Raw genomic sequence first — 17,640 nt, 5'->3', positions numbered from 1 at the left:
TTCAATACTCACTTAAGTCTAAAATAATACTAGCACACATTTGTTATGCCGATCGTTATTCTAAAGATTTGGAAAGCTATCTGTCTAAATCAAATATTTAAATTTCATAATTAATAATATACAAAACAGTCCGATCTACGCCGAACATTACCTACCTATTCCACTCCAAAAACCTTAAACACAGCGTCCTCCGTATTCTGATAAAAGTTAATCTGAACCTTAGCAGATAACCCTGGCGGTACTATGGCTATATCCATTGCTGAATCCTATATATTTTGCTAATGCATCCAGCCTGTTCACAAATATTTCTCAATATCCTCAATTTCGTCTAGTGGATTAATATATATGCTACAAGGGACAGGTACCTCGAATTAAATCGAGATACCTGTCCCTATGATTCTGTGTAATGGAGCCTTTTATTAAAGATCATGGGCTTTTAAAAATGAGACAAAAAATTTAACTGAAATTAGCATCATCATTAGAGTAGCTGCCAGCACAGCCCAATGCATCTCAACACCACTTAGGACAATTCCATATACTAAGGCACCAAGGGGTAAGCCTCCTTTGGTAATCATTCCAACGATAGAAAACACACGGGACATGTATTCGTTGGGCGTTGCCCTTTGAATAAGGGTCTGTATTGGAACATTGATAAACATGAATGCTGTAGTTAATAGACTAAGAACTACTATCAGCAATGCAAAATACAAAACCGTGCCATTCCCTATGAAAGATAAAATGTTGGGAAACAGCAAAATCGAAAACGTCAGCATTGTGCCCATGAGCAAGCTGCAGCCGATTACCAGAGGTTTTGTCACGTTCTTTTCCTTGCCGAACAGCAGCCCCACCAGAATACTTCCTAACAACGCTCCCAATACGATTACCATTTGCATATAGGCATACTGTGTGTCGGAGTACGCCAACTGTGTTCTGAAAAAAATCGGCAACACTGTACTATATACTGGTTGGATTAAAACGAATGTTGCCAGTGAAAAACCACATAGTTTAATGATTACTTTATTCGCTAACATAACGCTGACACCCTTGGACAAATCCTCAACAAATCCAGACACACCCTGGGCTGACTCTCGTTTAACATACTTATATCTTATCAGCAGCTCACTGATCCCCGACAGCAAAAATGAGATCCCGTTAATAAAGAGCACCACTGTAATACCCTTGCTTGCATAGAGGGCAGTACCAATGACAGGGCCTAACAGATTGGCCAATATCCTGAGGGTTGCAAGGGTGGAGTTGGCCCGGGTAAGTTCTTCCTTCGTTACCAACTGGGGCAGCATCCCTTTCGTTGCCGGGTCAAATAGACCGTATAGCAAAGAAACAATGATCTGCACTGACAGTAGCAAAGTCAGATTCATTCTATTCGTATACGCACCCAAAGCCAAGCCCAGTATTACCACGGCACTGGATAAATCAGTTACTACCATAATTATCTTCCGGTTCAGCCTATCCCCAAGTACTCCAGCAAAGGGATAGACGAGGAGAGCTGGCATTAAATATAAGAAAGTAAACAATCCTACGGTAGCCGCTGAACCGCCGGCATCAATGATATACAATGGCATAATCACCATTTGGATGCTTGATCCCGTATCAGAAACCATCCTCCCAAGAAAGAACAACATAAGATTTGTATTTTCAATCTTATTACCATTTTTCCCCAACTACGTCACCTCTTTCTATAATTCCATTGCCTTGGTTCTTTTTTGTATGCCAAAATGGCTCTGAAAGGGTTTCCTTTATGATTTTACCTTATTGATCTCTTCATTTACAGGGAAAACAATGTTCACTATTCTAGGATTTCCACATATCCTGCTGTTCCGTTTACCCGAATCTTTTGCCCATCTTTAATCAGCTTGGTAGCATTTTCTACGCTTACTACTGCGGGAAGACCGTATTCCCTTGCAACAATAGCGCCATGGGTCATCATCCCGCCTACTTCCGTAACCAGGCCTTTAATCGATACAAATAGCGGCGTCCAACTGGGATCAGTAAAGGCTGTTACCAGTATATCACCCTCTTCAATGTCGGCATTCTCCAGTTTTAAAACGATTCTCGCCCGCCCTTCAATGATACCTGATGAAACAGGGACCCCCATCAAAGCACCTTGAGGGATATTGCTGGTGTCATACTCACTGGTGATGATTTCACCATTGGATGTCATTACACGAGGCGGCGTCAATTTCTCATAGACCTCGTAATCCGCCTTTCGCTTCGTGATGATGCTGTAATCCAGCTGGTTCGTACGGATAACCTCCCGCAGTTCCTCAAAGGTGAGATAATAGATATCCTCCTGCTCCCAGATCAGTCCTTTTTGTACTAGCAGGGCGGCCTCTTTCTTTAAAGCCTGCTTATAAACCAAGAAACGTTGCATCATCGCATACTTGGGGTATTCCCTGAAACCGATGAAATTTCGCATAACGCTGATCTTCTTTTTTGTCTTTTCCGCCTTCTGCCTGCCGCCGGGCAGCTTCTGCAATTTTTTGACCAGCTCTTGTTCCTTTTGCTCCGCTTCTCGCTGCTTCTGCTCAAATATAACGTTATGGGAACCCGGCTCGAAATTCTTGATGTTATTGAGAATCAGAGGAATCAGCATCGTCGGCTTCTCAGCCCATCGCGGCCTCGTTATATCGATTTCCCCGGGGCAACGCCCTCCGTTTTTCCTCAGATAGCTCCGGATGGAATCGCTGACAGCTTTGCCGCCCTCAAGCTTCCCCAGTTCCTCAAAAAAGGCCTCATCGTCGGCATGCTGAAAATATTCAAGTACCGCCGGATATTGTCGGACCACGTCCGCCACATCCAAAAGCTCAAGCCCCATTTCTGCGGTGACATTGTTGCTGAGCGATTGCGTAAGGATATCGGTAACGTCCTCTTCATCCAGCCATTTCTTCATGTTTTTCTTAAGCCAGTTGGGAGCAAATACACCGACAATGCCCACGCCGTAGTTGTCCAAAACGATAGACTTATAGGCTTCATCCATATCCTGCAGAATAAAATCGAACAGGTCGATTCCCGTTTTGCCGTTGATCCTTTGCTCCAGGTCACGAACTTGCACATCATGCTTGGCAAAAACTTTGTGTAGGAGACCGGCATCATTCTCCCGTTCGATTTTTCTCGCTTGCATGAAGCCGGAAACCACCTGTCCCATCGAGCCGCCGCTTAGGCCCATTGACGTCTTTCCGCGGACCAGTGTTTTAATATAGTTCTTCCTTTTCAGGACATTGGTGAGTGCTTTCTGTATCAAGATGTCTATCGAACCGAGACCGCTCTTGACAAAAATCTTTGATGCTGTGGGCGAAGCAAGCTCATAGGAGACGTCCATATACATCCGCCCGCCGGCCTCCACCATGGGAGCACTTGTAATCTTCTTAAGCCAAATCGGGAAAAGGGACAGTCCTAACGGCTTCATGACATCCGTCATCATCTGCTGATGACCGAGGGACATATAGACATGATTTTTCCCATCCTTCACTTCTGGCAGAGGATACAAGGTAGTAATGGGACGACTCTGAACGATATAGAATTTACCTTCATAAAGACACCATTCGATGTCCTGAGGGCGGCCAAAATACGCCTCAATTCTTCTGCCTGTTTTCTCAAGCTGCAAAATCTGCTCGTCCGTTAGCGTTTGCTTATTCTGTTGGTCGGGCCCTAGATGATGTTCCTTCGTGCCCCCTTCTTTCAATGCATAAATAGCCAGTTTTTTCGTCGATATCTTCTTATCGACAATTCTACCCTCCTGTACTTTATAAATATCAGCATCCACCAGCCCGGAAACCAATGCTTCACCCAGACCGAAGCTGGCATCGATGGACACAACCTTTCTATTCGATGTGATCGGGTCAGCTGTAAACATAATTCCTGCCGCTTCTGGGAAAACCATTTTCTGGACGACTACCGACAGATGGACCTTATTGTGGTCGAATCCATTTTGAATACGATAGGTTACGGCACGATCGGTAAAAAGTGATGCCCAGCACTTGCTAATGTGTTTCAGTATGGCTTCCTTTCCTATAATGTTCAAATACGTGTCCTGCTGTCCCGCAAAGGATGCCGTGGGCAGATCCTCCGCCGTAGCACTGGAACGCACAGCATAGGCATTTTTATCTCCCAGCTTTGTAAGATGACGGGTAACTGCTTCTTCCATATCCTTAGCAATTGCTGTCCCTTCGATGACGCTGCGTATCTTACCGCTAATTTCACGAACTCTTTCCCTGTCCTCTGCCTTTAAGAGGGATAGCTGCTCCAGCAGAGCATTAAACTCTGGTGTTTGTCCGATGATTCTTTTATATGCTTCGGTAGTGACGCAGAAGCCCTCCGGCACTCTTATTCCATCAATTCTGGATAGTTCCCCCAGATTGGCACCTTTGCCCCCGACCATCGCAAGCTTTGTTTTATCGATTTCCTGAAAGCCAAGCACATATGAATTCATACCGATTCTCCTTTCTATTATTTTTATTGATAAAAAGCAGTTTTGGGCAAATCAACATTATGTTATAAATATTTCTCCTTGTAAAAATTCTTTTTAAACAGATTGATACATTCATCAAATTCTTTGGATAAGGCATCAAAATCAAACGCTGTTTTTCCCGTCAGTTTGCTTATATACCCTTCGGTAAGCCAGGTAATTATTTTCATTACAAGTGTTGGATCAATGTCATCTTTAAATTTTGAAGTATCCATACAATCAAAAGTAATTTTGCTTCTGATATTTTCACCTTTGCCATTTGCCAGAATAGCTTTTATATCATCTTTTACTTCGTCCTCCTTTTCAAAATACACACTGTTTAAAAAAGAAAGCATTGCAGGGTGTTTTTTCATAACCGAAATTTTAATATCAGTCAAAAGCTTAATTCTGTCAAAGAAATCAGTAACACTGTTATCAAACTTTTCATTGATTTCTTTCGTAAGAATATTGCCGCATAATTCAATTAAATATAAATATAAGGCTTTTTTTGTGCCGAAGTAATGAAATATCAATGCTTTTGAAACCCCAGCCGCAGTAGCGATATCACTCATAGATGCTTTTTTGTAACCGTTCATGCCAAAGCATGTAAGGGCACCATCAATAATTATATTTTGTTTTTCCACGGATAAACTTAAAAATTTCTCCAAAGGGCTCACCTCCCAAATATCATTAACCGAATCGGTTAATGATAATAGAATAGCACAATTAACCGATTCGGTCAATAACTATCAATATTTTTACCTCTATTTCGGCTTTTATTCACTTCTTCAATACATAATCTTTTTGACGAAACCGTTTGAGCAGTTCCATGACCTCGTCTATACTTCAACGAAAAAGGGAAAAGCATTTTGCCAATAGAAAAGCCACAATTCGCTTGTTACAAATTGTGGCTTTCCAACGCTAATATTATTTTGTCAGGTATTCCAGATTCACCTCATTTAAGAACTTCTCTTTAAACCTAAAGCCCCAACCATTACCTTGACGTTGGCATGCATAACCATTTTCAATAACCATACGATTATCGATTATTTCATCAATCCAATCAAAGGATTCCGCTCCATAAGGCTTAGAAATTGTAGTAAGTAATGGAACATCATAGTCCTTATAATAGTGAGGCAGAACTGGAATATTGTTTAGAATCGCTAAGGCAGCTGAATTTCTCCATTCTTCTACTCCACCTATTCTTATGATATCTGGTTGCCATAAATCTAAAGCATTTCTTCTAATAAGTTCTTTTAATGCAGTACAGTCATATTCCCTTTCCCCCATAGCAAGTGCAACATTTGTTTTGCTGCGAATAATTTCGTAACCAGAAAAGTCATCGTGTGCAATTGGTTCTTCAAACCAATGTATCCCCATATCTGATGCCAGTCTAGAAAGCTCAATGGCTGAAGGCACATCCATTCCTTGATTCGCATCCATCATAATTTTTATATTTGTTCCTACTGTTTCTCTTACTTTTGCAATACGTTGTATATCTCTTTCAATATCCTTCGAACCAACTTTTATCTTCACCGCTGAAAATCCACGCTTTTTATAATCTAGCACTTCCTCCAACAATTCTTCATCTGTATAAGATAACCATCCACCACTTCCATATACAGGTATTTTAATATTACTTCCACCAAGAATCTTCCATATAGGTTGATTAAGTTCATGTCCCCATGCATCCCACATTGCGATATTAAAGGTTGATACTGCCCATCTTTGAATTCCTACACTTCCGAAGTATTCCGTTTCTATTTCATATTCTTTTTTCATTTTAACTGTCTCGTAAATATGATACTGTTTTTCTAATATAAAAGTTTTTAAATCTCTTAAGGCTCCTTCTATTGCTCTAGGAGAATAATGAAAAGACAGTAAATATCCCTGTCCTTTGGTTCCTCTATTTGTGAGAATCTCTACAACATAAAAAGCAATTTCAGAGATGCTGTGTGTTGCATCTGCGATTGATTTCGATATTTGCGAAGTCGCCTTATAAATTTTTACATCTTTAATTCTAGTCATAGTGAACACTTCTTTCATTTTTCAATTTAAGGAACTCAATAATGTATTTGAAAGATACAACTATACTTCTAATTTCTTATAGGATACACATTGTCTTTCAATCAGCTCCCAATCCAACTCTCCTCCTACACCTGGCTCCTCAGGAACTATAATCATTCCTTCCTCATCTATCGGCAGCTTCCCCTTCATAGGAAATTGGAAATTGTCTTCAGGGACAAAATACTCAAAATAATCGCAATTTCTAATGGCACATGATACATGCAAATTCACTAAATCCATATAGTTCATCGTTGTAGTATGTATCTCACATCTTAGACCGAATGCCTCTGCAAGATGAGCAATCTTTAATGTTCCAGTAATCCCATTCTTCCAGGATACATCCGCCCTTACGATATCTGCAGCATTTTGTGCAATAGACTGTGCAACACCCCAATGACAGCCTCTTGTGGTCTCCGTAGCTGCAATAGGTATGTCCACGGTTCTACATAGTTCTTTATATTTATATAACTCAAAATCTCTAAAAGGTTCTTCCAGCCACAAATAGTTTAACTTCTCTAGCTGCCTTGCTACCTTTATTGCTTCATCTATGCTGTACTCCGCTACGGGGTCGCTCAACAAGATAAAATCATCCCCCACCGCATCCCGCAATGCTTGGTGAATCTCCATATCCCTCTGCACCGGTCCTGGTGGATGTGCTTTGTACGCTTTAATTCCTTTAGATTTATAGTATAAAGCTTCTTCCACGTATTCTTCTACTGTGTCATGAAAAAGACCACTTGCATATACTGGCAGCTTGTTTCTATAAGCTCCTAAATATTTATATAGCGGTAACCCTGCTGCTTTTGCAGCGATATCCCATAAAGCCACATCCACAGGCCCTGTCAGATATACAGGAAAGAAGCACAAGTGTCTGTCAATATTCCATAGTTCTTGCCATATGGCTTCTCGATCATAAGGGTCTCTTCCCATCAGTATTGGTGCGATATTGTCTTGTAAATATGCCTCGGTCACCGCTCCCGATCTTGCAGCCATAGCCGCAGCGATTCCTTCTATACCAGTGTCTGTCGTAATCTTTATTACAACAACATCCCACGGCATGTTACTTTTACCCTGCCGTTTTTCATCAAAAAAACATTTATCTCGTTTTACCCACCATGTTTCAAACTTCGTTATTTTCATAAGTACCTCCTATTGAACGCTATATTATTTTAAATGGAATAATTTCAGTTACTCAATCAACTCGCCATATATTTATAATTTTGGCCGCCTATTTGGGTAGACGGCCTTTATCTTTTGTCCTTACTCTGATTCTAAAAACCGAAAAAATCCTTCACATTGTAATAGCAAACATTCTCAACAATACTTTTCAATTCCTCTTCGCCTGAGAAATATTCTCCGCGCTCTACAAGGCTTCCAAGGTAATTACATAATACACGACGGTAAAGTTCATGACGCGGATAGCTTAAAAAACTGCGGCTATCAGTAAGCATACCTACTGATAAGCTGATTGGATAGAGGTTTGCTGCAGCAGCAAATTGACGCTCAATACCATATACCTGGTCATTAAACCACCAAGGTGCACCCAGTTGCACTTTGGCACGGGTTCCCCCCTCACAGAAGCCAGCAGCAAGTATAGCAAAATTTTCAATCTTACTACTATCAAGTGGATACAAAATCGTTTTTGGCAATTCATCAATGGATGTTAGGTGATCGAGCAAAATGCCAATGCTCTTTACACTGGTATTATCATCGGTGCAATCAAAGCCAGTCGATTGGCCTATTGCAGCCACTTTACTGGTATTTGCATCAAGATAAGTTCCTACATGGAGCTGCATGACAAATCCATTGCGTTTATACATGCGTCCCATCTCAAATAGAAAAGCCGAGCGGTATTGATTTATCTCCTGTGAGCTGAGCCTTTCTCCTTCAAGTGCCTTAGCAAAAATAGCCTCAATCTCTTCTAAGGTATAATCTGCCCATGTAAAGTCAGGAATACCATTGTCACTAATATTTGTTCCTATACACTTAAAGAATTTTAAGCGTTTTTCCAATGCGGAAAGCAAACTTTCAAAACTATGAATGTCTTCCTGGGCAGCATTGCTAAGCTTAGCAATATAGCTAGAAAAGTCAGCTTTTTCACTAAACATAGCTTTGTCAGGACGGAATGCAGACAACACCTTTACTTTCATTGTGTCATCGGCCTGCAGCTTTTTGTGGTATTCTAAAGTATCGATAGGATCTTCCGTCGTGCTGACGAGCTCCACCTTCGACACCTCCATGCACCATCGAGGTGTCATTCCCTTTTGGCGAATCAGTATCTTTGTCCGATTATAAATTTCATCGGCATTCGCTTCACTTAGAGGTTCATCGATATCGAAAAAGCGTTTTAATTCCAGAGCGCACCAAATGTAAAGAGGATTCCCTATGAGCTGTGGAAATATCTTCGCAAAAGCCATATATTTTTCATAATAGCTTGCATCACCAGTTATATATCTTTCGTCAATGCCAAAGGTACGCATGGCCCGCCATTTGTAATGGTCGCCGGCAAGCCACATTTCGCCTATATCTTCAAATTCTTTGTTTTCCCAGATTTCTTTGGGCTGTAAATGGCAGTGATAGTCAATAATAGGCATTTGCTTAGCAATAGTATGATATAGTTTGCGGCCAGTCTCGTTCGTAAGAAATAATTCCTCGGAAAATTTTCTGTTCATTTTATTCACCCCTAAAAACCGATAAGTCCGCCGCCATCAACGGGAATGCAGGCCCCATTGATATAGCGAGCTGCATCGCTGCACAAAAATGCAGCGCACATACCTATATCCATTGGATCACCAATTGTTTTGGCAGGAATACGACCCATGATTTTTGCCAAACGCACTGGATCATTATCAGTTGCTTTACGGAACATTGGTGTGTCAATCCAACCTGGCGCAATTGCATTCACACGAATACCGAACTCAGCGCATTCAGCCGTAAGGGTATGGACAAGACCTAGATAGCCTGCTTTTGCAGTGGCATAACCACTTATTTGAGGTTGACCGATATAACTGGCCATGCTAGCCATAAAAATGATACTGCCACGATTGAGGGTTTTCATATGGGGTACCAGCGCTTTCGTCAGTGCAAAAGCACCAATGAGATGTACATTCAGAACGCTTACATAGTCTTCTACTGACATCTCCCATATAAATTTTTTGCAGTGATTACCCGCATTATTAATGAGAATACTAATGGGACCTTGTTCTGCGATAATCCTATCCACCATTTCCTGGGTGCGATCCGTATCTGTAACATTAAACTGGTAGAATACTACCTCTTCACCAAACTCGTTTAATGATTCTGCTGCCTCTTCAGGACCTCGGGAGCTTAATACAATCACCTTTGCCCCTGCACTAACTAGACACCGTATAATAGCAAGACCCAATCCTGAGGCTCCTCCGGTTACGATAGCAGTCTGTCCTTCCAAAGAATATATTTTTTGAATATTAAAGTTTGCCAGATCAATTGACATTCTATTTCCTCCTTTTTCTATATGATCGATTACTCCGTACATTTTCGTGGCAGAGTAACTTGCTTCTCCTGATACTTGTATGGAATGAAATACTCGTTATGGCCCAGTACCTCGCTTTTTGTCAATGTACCTGATGCGATATCTGCTATCATTCGCCCGAGAGATTTTGCCGATTCATCGAGGGTGCAGTCACCCTCAAGAACAAACCCGGCATTAAAATCCATATCATCTTCCATCCGTGCATATGTCGCACTGTTACCTGTTATTTTTATACAAGGAGAAACAGCGCTGCCTACTACATTTCCACGCCCTGTAACGAGGAGTACAATATGACAACCGCAAGATATGAGATCCATCAAACCTTCATTATCATTGGGATTTGTGATGCCAAATTGCATCCAATAGGGATCTGGTGTGGAGTCAAGCAACCATAGTCCTGGATGCGGCGGTTTGCCAGCTACCTTCAAAACACCCTGAATTGGCTTTGTTCCACTCTTTATAACGGCGCCCATACTCTTTTCCTCTATGGTGCTGAGTCCCCCGGCAAAATTTCCGGGACTGACAGAATATTGCCTTACAGATTTACAATAGTCCAGCGCCTTGTCATAAGTATATTGAATCTCCTCACGGGCTTGCTCATTGGCGGCCCGACCTGTAAGCAAATCCACAAGGCCGATTGCCTCCACAATCTCTTCAAAAATAGCAGTGCCTCCCATTTCTATGAGCATATCATAAAAACGGCCTACAACCACATTTCCAGCAAGTCCGCTGGTGTAGTCGCTTCCACCACATTCAGCACCGATTACAAGATCGGACATGTTCATTGGTACACGTGGCGTTTCCTTGAGTGCATGCAGCATTTCATGTACAAGGGTGATACCCTTATCGATGCTTTTTCTCGTTCCACCCTCTGTCTGAATGAACATCCAAGCATGTTCCTTAGCCTCTTCTTCCGCGATGTTGGCCAACCATTCGGGTTGAACGTACTCACAGCCAAGTCCAATCACAAGCACGCCGCCGACATTAGGGTGGCGAATAAGAGAAATTAGCATACGCACAGCATATTCATTGTCGGTGCAACCGGAAAAGCCTACGCATTCTACATCCATGTTGTTGCTGATTCGAGTAATTTCTTTGGCTACAAAAGAGGAGCATTCTACGGTATAAATAACAAGCACTTTATTACGAATGCCTATGCTGCCATTCTTACGGGCAAATCCTTGCCATTGCATATTATTTAGTTCCATAACTACCTCCTCATTCATATTTGATGTCCTTTGGTGCCCCTGTTACTATATCTAGATGGCTTGAACGTTCATCATATTTACTGCACATACAGTGTAAATGGACCCATTTTCCCTTCGCAATACTTTGAGTTGCACGACCAATGACGATGCCATATTTTATTATATCTTCATCACGATCTATATCACGCAGGGCCATTTTATGCCCCATTGGAATATGCTCTACCGCATCGGTTACATCCTGAGTCAAATCGCCCCTTAATACAACAGATCCTTCACTTATTTCAGATAATGCAGTGGCTACATTATCACGAGGATCAATTTGAAATGCTATTTGCTGCTTCATCATATCCTCCCTACAGTATCCCAAATTTCGCAAAAGCTTCGGTGGCACTCATGCCATCTTCGATTGCCTTTCGTACTAATTTCTCACCTGCCGCTTTTTCAAGTGATTTTTGAATCACTTCTTCAGCAACTTCTTTGGGAATTACCAAGACGCCATCTATATCACCAAAGATAATATCGCCGTCATGAATTGTAACCTGTCCTATCTCAATGGGACATCTAAAATCTACCACATTTGTACGGATACTGGAATCTTGTGCCCAGCAGCCTTTGCTGAATACAGGCCAATTTTGACTGAGTACCTGCGGTGTATCACGATGCCAGCCATCCACTACCGCACCCACGCTACCACGCATTCTTGCAGTGGCAGTGAGAAGTTCTCCCCACAAAGCACTATTTCGAGCACCAGTTGCTACGAATACTTCATTCTTTTCCAATTGGTCCAGTGCTTCTGTCAACAATCCAAAAGGCTTCTTTTGTGCACCAAACACATCGTGTTCGAGAACTGTACATGCCTTTCCCGCTATCTTCATATCATTTTGCAACGGTCGAATATATTGCGGCATGAACTGATGGGTATATCCCATCACATCCAGGATGTCGCCAACAACGGGCGTATATAGTTTTTCTTTCATCAGAGCAAACATTTCATCTTCATTTTTCCAGATTGTCATAAATATTTCTCCTTTACTAGTTTAATAGTGTCGAGCCATTGAATGCATTGTTCAAACCAGCCTGCTACATGGTTATCAGGCAAGCGTCCTTTTTCAGGCTCAGCTACGGCTTCTGTTGCAAGGGATAGACCATGGACACCATTGGGATAAAGATGTACCTCAGCAGGAATACCGTAGGTTGCCAACCCCTGGGCAAACAGAATTACATTTTGTACTGGAACTGTCTCATCATTCATCGTGTGCCACAAAAATGTGGGCGGTGTATGTTCGCTTATAAAATGCTCTAAGGAAAAATATGACGCATCATTTTTTCCTGCAAGGGCTTCTATACTTTCCTTATGTCCATATTTGCCTGTGGTGATAACCGGATAGCACAGAATAAGCCCATCTGGTCTATGTATGGTCATAGGCCCGAAGGTTGTATCATCGTTCCAATGCACACCAAGGCTTGCAGCTAAATGACCACCTGCAGAAAAACCGCAAACAATCACAGGTTTTCCCTCAAAACCCATTTCTGCAGCACGTATTCTTACTTCCCTTACAGCCCATGCAAGCTCTTTTAGGGGCTTCTTTCCTAAGTTTTCTCCCACTGAATAGCGAAGCACAAATGCTTGCCAGCCTGCAGAGCAAAATGCGTCGGCTACCGGTTCACTTTCCCGAGGTGAGAGAAATTGATATCCTCCTCCCGGACAGATAATGATTGCACCTTTTGCATTGGGTATTTGCTTATAAGAAAGGCTCGCGCCTGTATCTTCGTTAATGAAGCACTGGGTCAATATAAAACCTCCTTTAGCCTCCCATTACAGGCATAACCAAGTCTGGGATATACATTACGATACCTGGAACGTATGTTATGATAAGCAATACCACTATCATAACCACAAAAAAAGGTAACAGTGTTTTCGTCAATTTTTCAATAGGCACACCGGATACTGCGGAACCTACAAACAACGTCCCTCCTACAGGTGGTGTAATTAACCCAATACCAAGGTTTAATATCATGATTACCCCAAAATGAACTGGGTCAAGTCCAGCGCCAACCGCTATCGGTAACAATATTGGTGTCGCTACAAGAATGATCGCAGACATATCCATAATCGTACCAAGTAATAACAACGTTATATTTAGAATGAGCATGATTACATATCTGTTATCTGTTACACTGGTAATAGCGTTTGCCACCAGTTCAGGCATTTTCAAGTAGGTCAGCAGCCATCCGAAAACCTGCGAAGTAGAAATCAGAATCATCACGATCGCAAGAGTGCCAAGGGATCGTTCGATAACTCGCCACATTTTTGCCAGTGTAAGTTCCTTGTAAATAAAGAAACTAACGAACATTGCCCATATTACCGCAATGGCTGCAGATTCTGTAGCCGTGAAAACACCAGTTACAACACCAAAGACTACAATAATAACAGTTATAAGCCCCCAAATGGAATCAATCAGCGTTTTCCATACATGCTTGATATCAAATGGATCACCCTTTGGATAGTTTCGTTTTACAGCAAGAATGTAACTGTATACCATCAATGCAATTCCTAAGGTGATTCCAGGAACAATTCCGCCTAGAAATAGACGACCTACAGATACACTACCTGCCACCATGGCATACATGACCATATTATGACTAGGAGGGATCAATAGTCCTTGAACCGAACTTGTCATTGTAATGTTCGTTGAAAACTCATCATCGTACCCTTGTTCTCTCATCATTGGAATAAGAATGGTTCCAAGAGATGCAGTATCTGCAGTGGAAGATCCTGATATGCCGCCAAAGAACATTGAGGCAACCACGTTTACCATGGCAAGCCCACCTCGAAGCCAGCCTACAAGGGCATTAGAAAGATTGATAAGTCTTTTGGATATACCGCCTGCCCCCATGAGCTCACCGGCTATGATAAAGAATGGCACTGCCATTAGCGTGAATACATTTACACCCTTTACCATTAGCTGTGCAATTTGCATCAGTGGCAATCCCAGATACAAAGTTGTTAAAAGACTGGAAATACCTATGGCGAAAGCGATAGGGAATCGGCAAATCAGCATAACAAAAAAGGAACCAACTAGAATCAATATAGCAATTGTATTTACATCCATTTGCTTTTTCCCTCCGTTTCACGAATTTGTTCTGCAGCATCTTCTACCAACGCTTTGGCATCATCTGCCACAGTATTACCATGGAGTATGATACCTCTTCTACGACGGTCAAAATAATTGATCAATCTCTCCATTTCCATCAGACATACTGCAATACCCGCAGCGGGGCAGGTAAGATACAACCACATGGATTTAATTCCTACACCAGTTATCGTATTTCTTCCAGCCAACATGGAAAACTTCCATCCATAAACAATCATAAATACACCAAAACCAAATATACCAACTTGCGCCGCACCGCGCATCACAGATACAACCTTTTCAGGTACAATAAAATCAATCACTGACATACGAATATGTGTATCATTTCGTATAGCAAGTGCTGCACTGACAAGAGACATATACACCATGCACATCAGCACAATAGGCTCACCCCATACAAGACTGCTTTTTATAAAAAATCTGTTGAACACAACATATGTTGTAATCACTACCATGCCTATAAATGCTAACTTGCATGAGGTCATAAAAAAACAGTATACGCCATCAAAAAACTTTGCAACCCATTTCATAGCATACCTCCCCTGTTTTAATCTGAGTATGAAAATGGGGACCCGCGCCGGAACTGTCCCCACTTTTTGCTGAAAGTCTTCTATTTTGCTAGAATCGCATCGTAGTATTTTTCAGAACCAGCAGCATATTTTGACACAACACCTTTTGTTGCTTCAATATATGGTGTCTTGTCAGGTACTTCTATGACATTGGCACCTGCTGCTTTAATTTGTTCTAATAGTTCACTATCCAATTTTTCTATATTCTCACGATTCCATTTTTCAGTCTCTTTCGCAGCTTCCATAATCAAGTTTTGATCTTCCGTATCAAGCTTGCTCCATACAGACTCACTCATCAGTACGATGGAAGGACTATATGTATGGCCTGTTAGAACATAGTTTGGCGCAACTTCATAAAATTTGTTTGAGTAGTAACCTGAGTAAGGTTGCTCCGCACCATCCACTGTACCTGTTTGAAGAGCAGAATATAGTTCTGAAAAGCTGATAGGCGTTGATTGAACACCTAAAGCACCTACAGTATCAGTCATAAGGTCATTTGTAGGAACACGCAATTTAAGACCTTTGAAGTCTTCAATACTGTCAATCGCAATCTTTTTTGATGTGAAGAAGTGTCGAGCTCCTTCATCAAGATAGAAGAGTCCTACCATACCTGAACCTATTTCTTGAGGTTCACCAAGGAATTCCTCTCCGATTTCACTGTCCAGTACATTCCAAAGATGCGCACGATCACGGAAGATAAAAGGCAATCCAAACAATGTCAATTTTTTAGCTCCGAAATCGCCAAGAGAGTTGGTATTCCCGCGGGCGATATCTATTGCACCGCCACCCATTTGTAATGTTTGGTACATAGTTTTTTCATCACCTAGCTGGCCAGCTGGGAATACCTCTATTTTGATACGTCCGTTTGATTTCTCAGAAACAAGCTTGGCAAACTGTTTTCCACTTTCAGCCATGATGTGTCCATCGGGGTTTAATTCTGCATATTTAAAAGTATAGGAAGGCTTTTCTTTTTCTGCTGTAGAGTTGGCTTCGGTATTAGATGCTTGCTTTGCACCGCACCCAGACAATAAAGTCATGAGCATTACCATCGCAAGTAACAAGGAAAGCGTTTTTTTCATTGAAATGATCCCCCTTTAATTTTGTTTGTTCTGCTAAAATAACAACTTGTATTCTCCGTGTTCATACATCGACATACTGCTTTGAAAAACGATTTCACTGCCTACATAGACTGTATCCATAGGCGGGCGTATGCCTCGAAGGACATATTCTACTAGGTACTTTCCTGCTAAATATGCCTGCTTGTAAGGATTTTTATGCAGCAAATTGGTAAAGACACCTGTTCGTAAATAATCAAAATTTTCTTCGAACAAGTCACTCCCTACTGCTGTCATCTGCCCAGCCTTACCGCTTTCAATCAGCGCCTTTCCCAGCATTACGCTGCCTCGGGCATTTACACTACAACACGCAGTCACTTCTTCACGCTGCAAGCCTCGAAGAATACGATTGTAATCTTCCTGTTGGATTTTATTGGTGTGAATTTTGTAGATTGGATTTTTCAGTCCTTTTTCCTCCAAATAGGCATCGAACCCCTGGGCAATTAGGTAGTGAGCTGGAACTGCTGCATCTCCGGCACAAAGCAGAATTCCCCCATCCTTTGGCGTTTGGCGAATGATAAGCTCTGCCAATGTGCGTCCGATGATTTGATAGTTGGGCTGCACACAGCACAATCTTCCGGATTGTGGTGAGTCCATACCAACATGAACAACAGGAATCTCTTTTTCAATAAAGCGCTGAATAGCCACTTTTTCCCGAATATCCGTGTAGCCCATCGTCAGCAAACCATCAACTTCAGTGTGTTTCAACAGATCAGTGAGTTCATCTGCTTGATTATTAAGGCCGTCATAGTACTGCACCTCAAGCAGTTCAACGTTGAAGTCACTCATCGTGCGCATATAGTCACGCACGCCTTCCCACACATAAGTAAAGAAGAATCTGTTATCTTCAGTTGGACCTGGAAATGCTGCCGCAATACGAATGGTTTTACGCTTTAACGATGCTGCAACGGCATTCGGTCGATAGCCGCAATCTTTAGCAACTTTCTGAATACGCAATCGTGTTTCTTCGCTCACTCCCGGTTTTCCAGACAAAGCACAGTGTACTGTGCCTATGGAAACACCTGACTTCTCAGCTATGTCCTTGATAGTAATACGCTTTTTCAAAACAGTCACCTCATATTTACTAAAACGTTTTTGTTGTTATATTGTCATTATAGAATTATAAGAAGATTATGTCAATACATTTTAACCCAACATAAAGTAATTATTGATTTCAATCCTTTCACTACTATATTTTGTTTATAGCTATATATATTTTTCATAACTTTGATTCCTTTTTTACTATAATCCACATTAATATTAACCAAAACGTTTTTGTATTTTGTATTTTCTATTCGCTATGATAAAATTAAATACAGCTTTTATAAGCACTCTCAAGAGAAAAATAACGATACCTCTCTTTGTCTCAAATTTGGTTGGCGAACCGTATCTATTCTAACAAAAGAAGGTTATTTTTTTCTACTCATAGCCAAAGCTTTTTGGAACCCCCGGTAGAACCGAGGCCGCTGAAAAAGTCAAAACCTTGTCATAAGAAATTATGATAAGGTTTTTCTTTTTCACAAAAAGGAAATTGGCAATAGATGTTGAATACT

The 17,640-nt window shown here is 41.4% G+C and carries 15 protein-coding genes; all 15 read right to left on the bottom strand.

Annotated elements, in window-relative coordinates; genetic code table 11:
- Positions 1 to 419: 419 nt before the first annotated feature.
- Positions 420 to 1,679, bottom strand: a complete 1,260-nt coding sequence (locus HNQ80_RS06945) for an MFS transporter (protein ID WP_243183025.1) — start codon at positions 1,677 to 1,679, stop codon at positions 420 to 422.
- Between the two features lie 125 nt (positions 1,680 to 1,804).
- On the bottom strand, positions 1,805 to 4,447 hold the full coding sequence (ppsA, locus tag HNQ80_RS06940) for a phosphoenolpyruvate synthase (RefSeq protein WP_184309543.1): 2,643 nt from the start codon (positions 4,445 to 4,447) through the stop codon (positions 1,805 to 1,807).
- A 62-nt stretch (positions 4,448 to 4,509) separates the two neighbouring features.
- Positions 4,510 to 5,130, bottom strand: a complete 621-nt coding sequence (locus HNQ80_RS06935; RefSeq protein ID WP_184309541.1) for a TetR/AcrR family transcriptional regulator — start codon at positions 5,128 to 5,130, stop codon at positions 4,510 to 4,512.
- 259 nt (positions 5,131 to 5,389) lie between these two features.
- The gene (locus tag HNQ80_RS06930; protein WP_207726897.1) at positions 5,390 to 6,508 is read right to left on the bottom strand and encodes a mandelate racemase/muconate lactonizing enzyme family protein; all 1,119 of its coding nucleotides are present in this window, start codon (positions 6,506 to 6,508) and stop codon (positions 5,390 to 5,392) included.
- Between the two features lie 42 nt (positions 6,509 to 6,550).
- Entirely contained in the window at positions 6,551 to 7,669 is a 1,119-nt protein-coding gene (locus HNQ80_RS06925) for an enolase C-terminal domain-like protein (protein WP_184309539.1), read from the bottom strand.
- A 131-nt stretch (positions 7,670 to 7,800) separates the two neighbouring features.
- A complete protein-coding gene (uxaC, locus tag HNQ80_RS06920; RefSeq protein WP_184309538.1) occupies positions 7,801 to 9,201 on the bottom strand; it encodes a glucuronate isomerase in 1,401 nt (466 codons plus the stop codon).
- A gap of 11 nt (positions 9,202 to 9,212) precedes the next feature.
- Entirely contained in the window at positions 9,213 to 10,001 is a 789-nt protein-coding gene (locus HNQ80_RS06915; RefSeq protein WP_184309536.1) for an SDR family NAD(P)-dependent oxidoreductase, read from the bottom strand.
- 29 nt (positions 10,002 to 10,030) lie between these two features.
- Positions 10,031 to 11,233 (bottom strand): UxaA family hydrolase, encoded by a 1,203-nt coding sequence (locus HNQ80_RS06910; protein ID WP_330602797.1) that lies wholly within the window; start codon positions 11,231 to 11,233, stop codon positions 10,031 to 10,033.
- Positions 11,234 to 11,258: 25 nt separating this feature from the next.
- Positions 11,259 to 11,591, bottom strand: a complete 333-nt coding sequence (locus tag HNQ80_RS06905; RefSeq protein WP_330602779.1) for a UxaA family hydrolase — start codon at positions 11,589 to 11,591, stop codon at positions 11,259 to 11,261.
- A 10-nt stretch (positions 11,592 to 11,601) separates the two neighbouring features.
- Positions 11,602 to 12,264 carry an RraA family protein gene (locus HNQ80_RS06900; RefSeq protein ID WP_184309530.1) on the bottom strand — a complete coding sequence of 221 codons (663 nt, stop codon included), beginning with the start codon at positions 12,262 to 12,264 and terminating at the stop codon, positions 11,602 to 11,604.
- Complete coding sequence (locus HNQ80_RS06895; protein WP_207726896.1) at positions 12,261 to 13,040, bottom strand: alpha/beta hydrolase; 780 nt, start codon at positions 13,038 to 13,040, stop codon at positions 12,261 to 12,263. Before HNQ80_RS06895 ends, HNQ80_RS06900 begins: the two co-directional genes overlap by 4 nt.
- A gap of 13 nt (positions 13,041 to 13,053) precedes the next feature.
- Positions 13,054 to 14,361, bottom strand: coding sequence for a TRAP transporter large permease (locus HNQ80_RS06890; protein ID WP_184309528.1), 1,308 nt, complete (start codon positions 14,359 to 14,361; stop codon positions 13,054 to 13,056).
- Positions 14,352 to 14,933, bottom strand: coding sequence for a TRAP transporter small permease (locus tag HNQ80_RS06885; RefSeq protein ID WP_184309527.1), 582 nt, complete (start codon positions 14,931 to 14,933; stop codon positions 14,352 to 14,354). Before HNQ80_RS06885 ends, HNQ80_RS06890 begins: the two co-directional genes overlap by 10 nt.
- An 80-nt stretch (positions 14,934 to 15,013) precedes the next feature.
- Positions 15,014 to 16,051 (bottom strand): TRAP transporter substrate-binding protein, encoded by a 1,038-nt coding sequence (locus HNQ80_RS06880; RefSeq protein ID WP_184309525.1) that lies wholly within the window; start codon positions 16,049 to 16,051, stop codon positions 15,014 to 15,016.
- Between the two features lie 33 nt (positions 16,052 to 16,084).
- Entirely contained in the window at positions 16,085 to 17,152 is a 1,068-nt protein-coding gene (locus HNQ80_RS06875) for a LacI family DNA-binding transcriptional regulator (RefSeq protein WP_184309522.1), read from the bottom strand.
- Between the last annotated feature and the right edge of the window lie 488 nt (positions 17,153 to 17,640).

The organism is Anaerosolibacter carboniphilus, assembly GCF_014205875.1.
Taxonomy (GTDB): Bacteria; Bacillota; Clostridia; order Peptostreptococcales; family Thermotaleaceae; genus Anaerosolibacter; species Anaerosolibacter carboniphilus.
The sequence above is the reverse complement of the archived record's forward strand: the minus strand, read 5'-3'. Positions and strand labels throughout refer to the sequence as shown.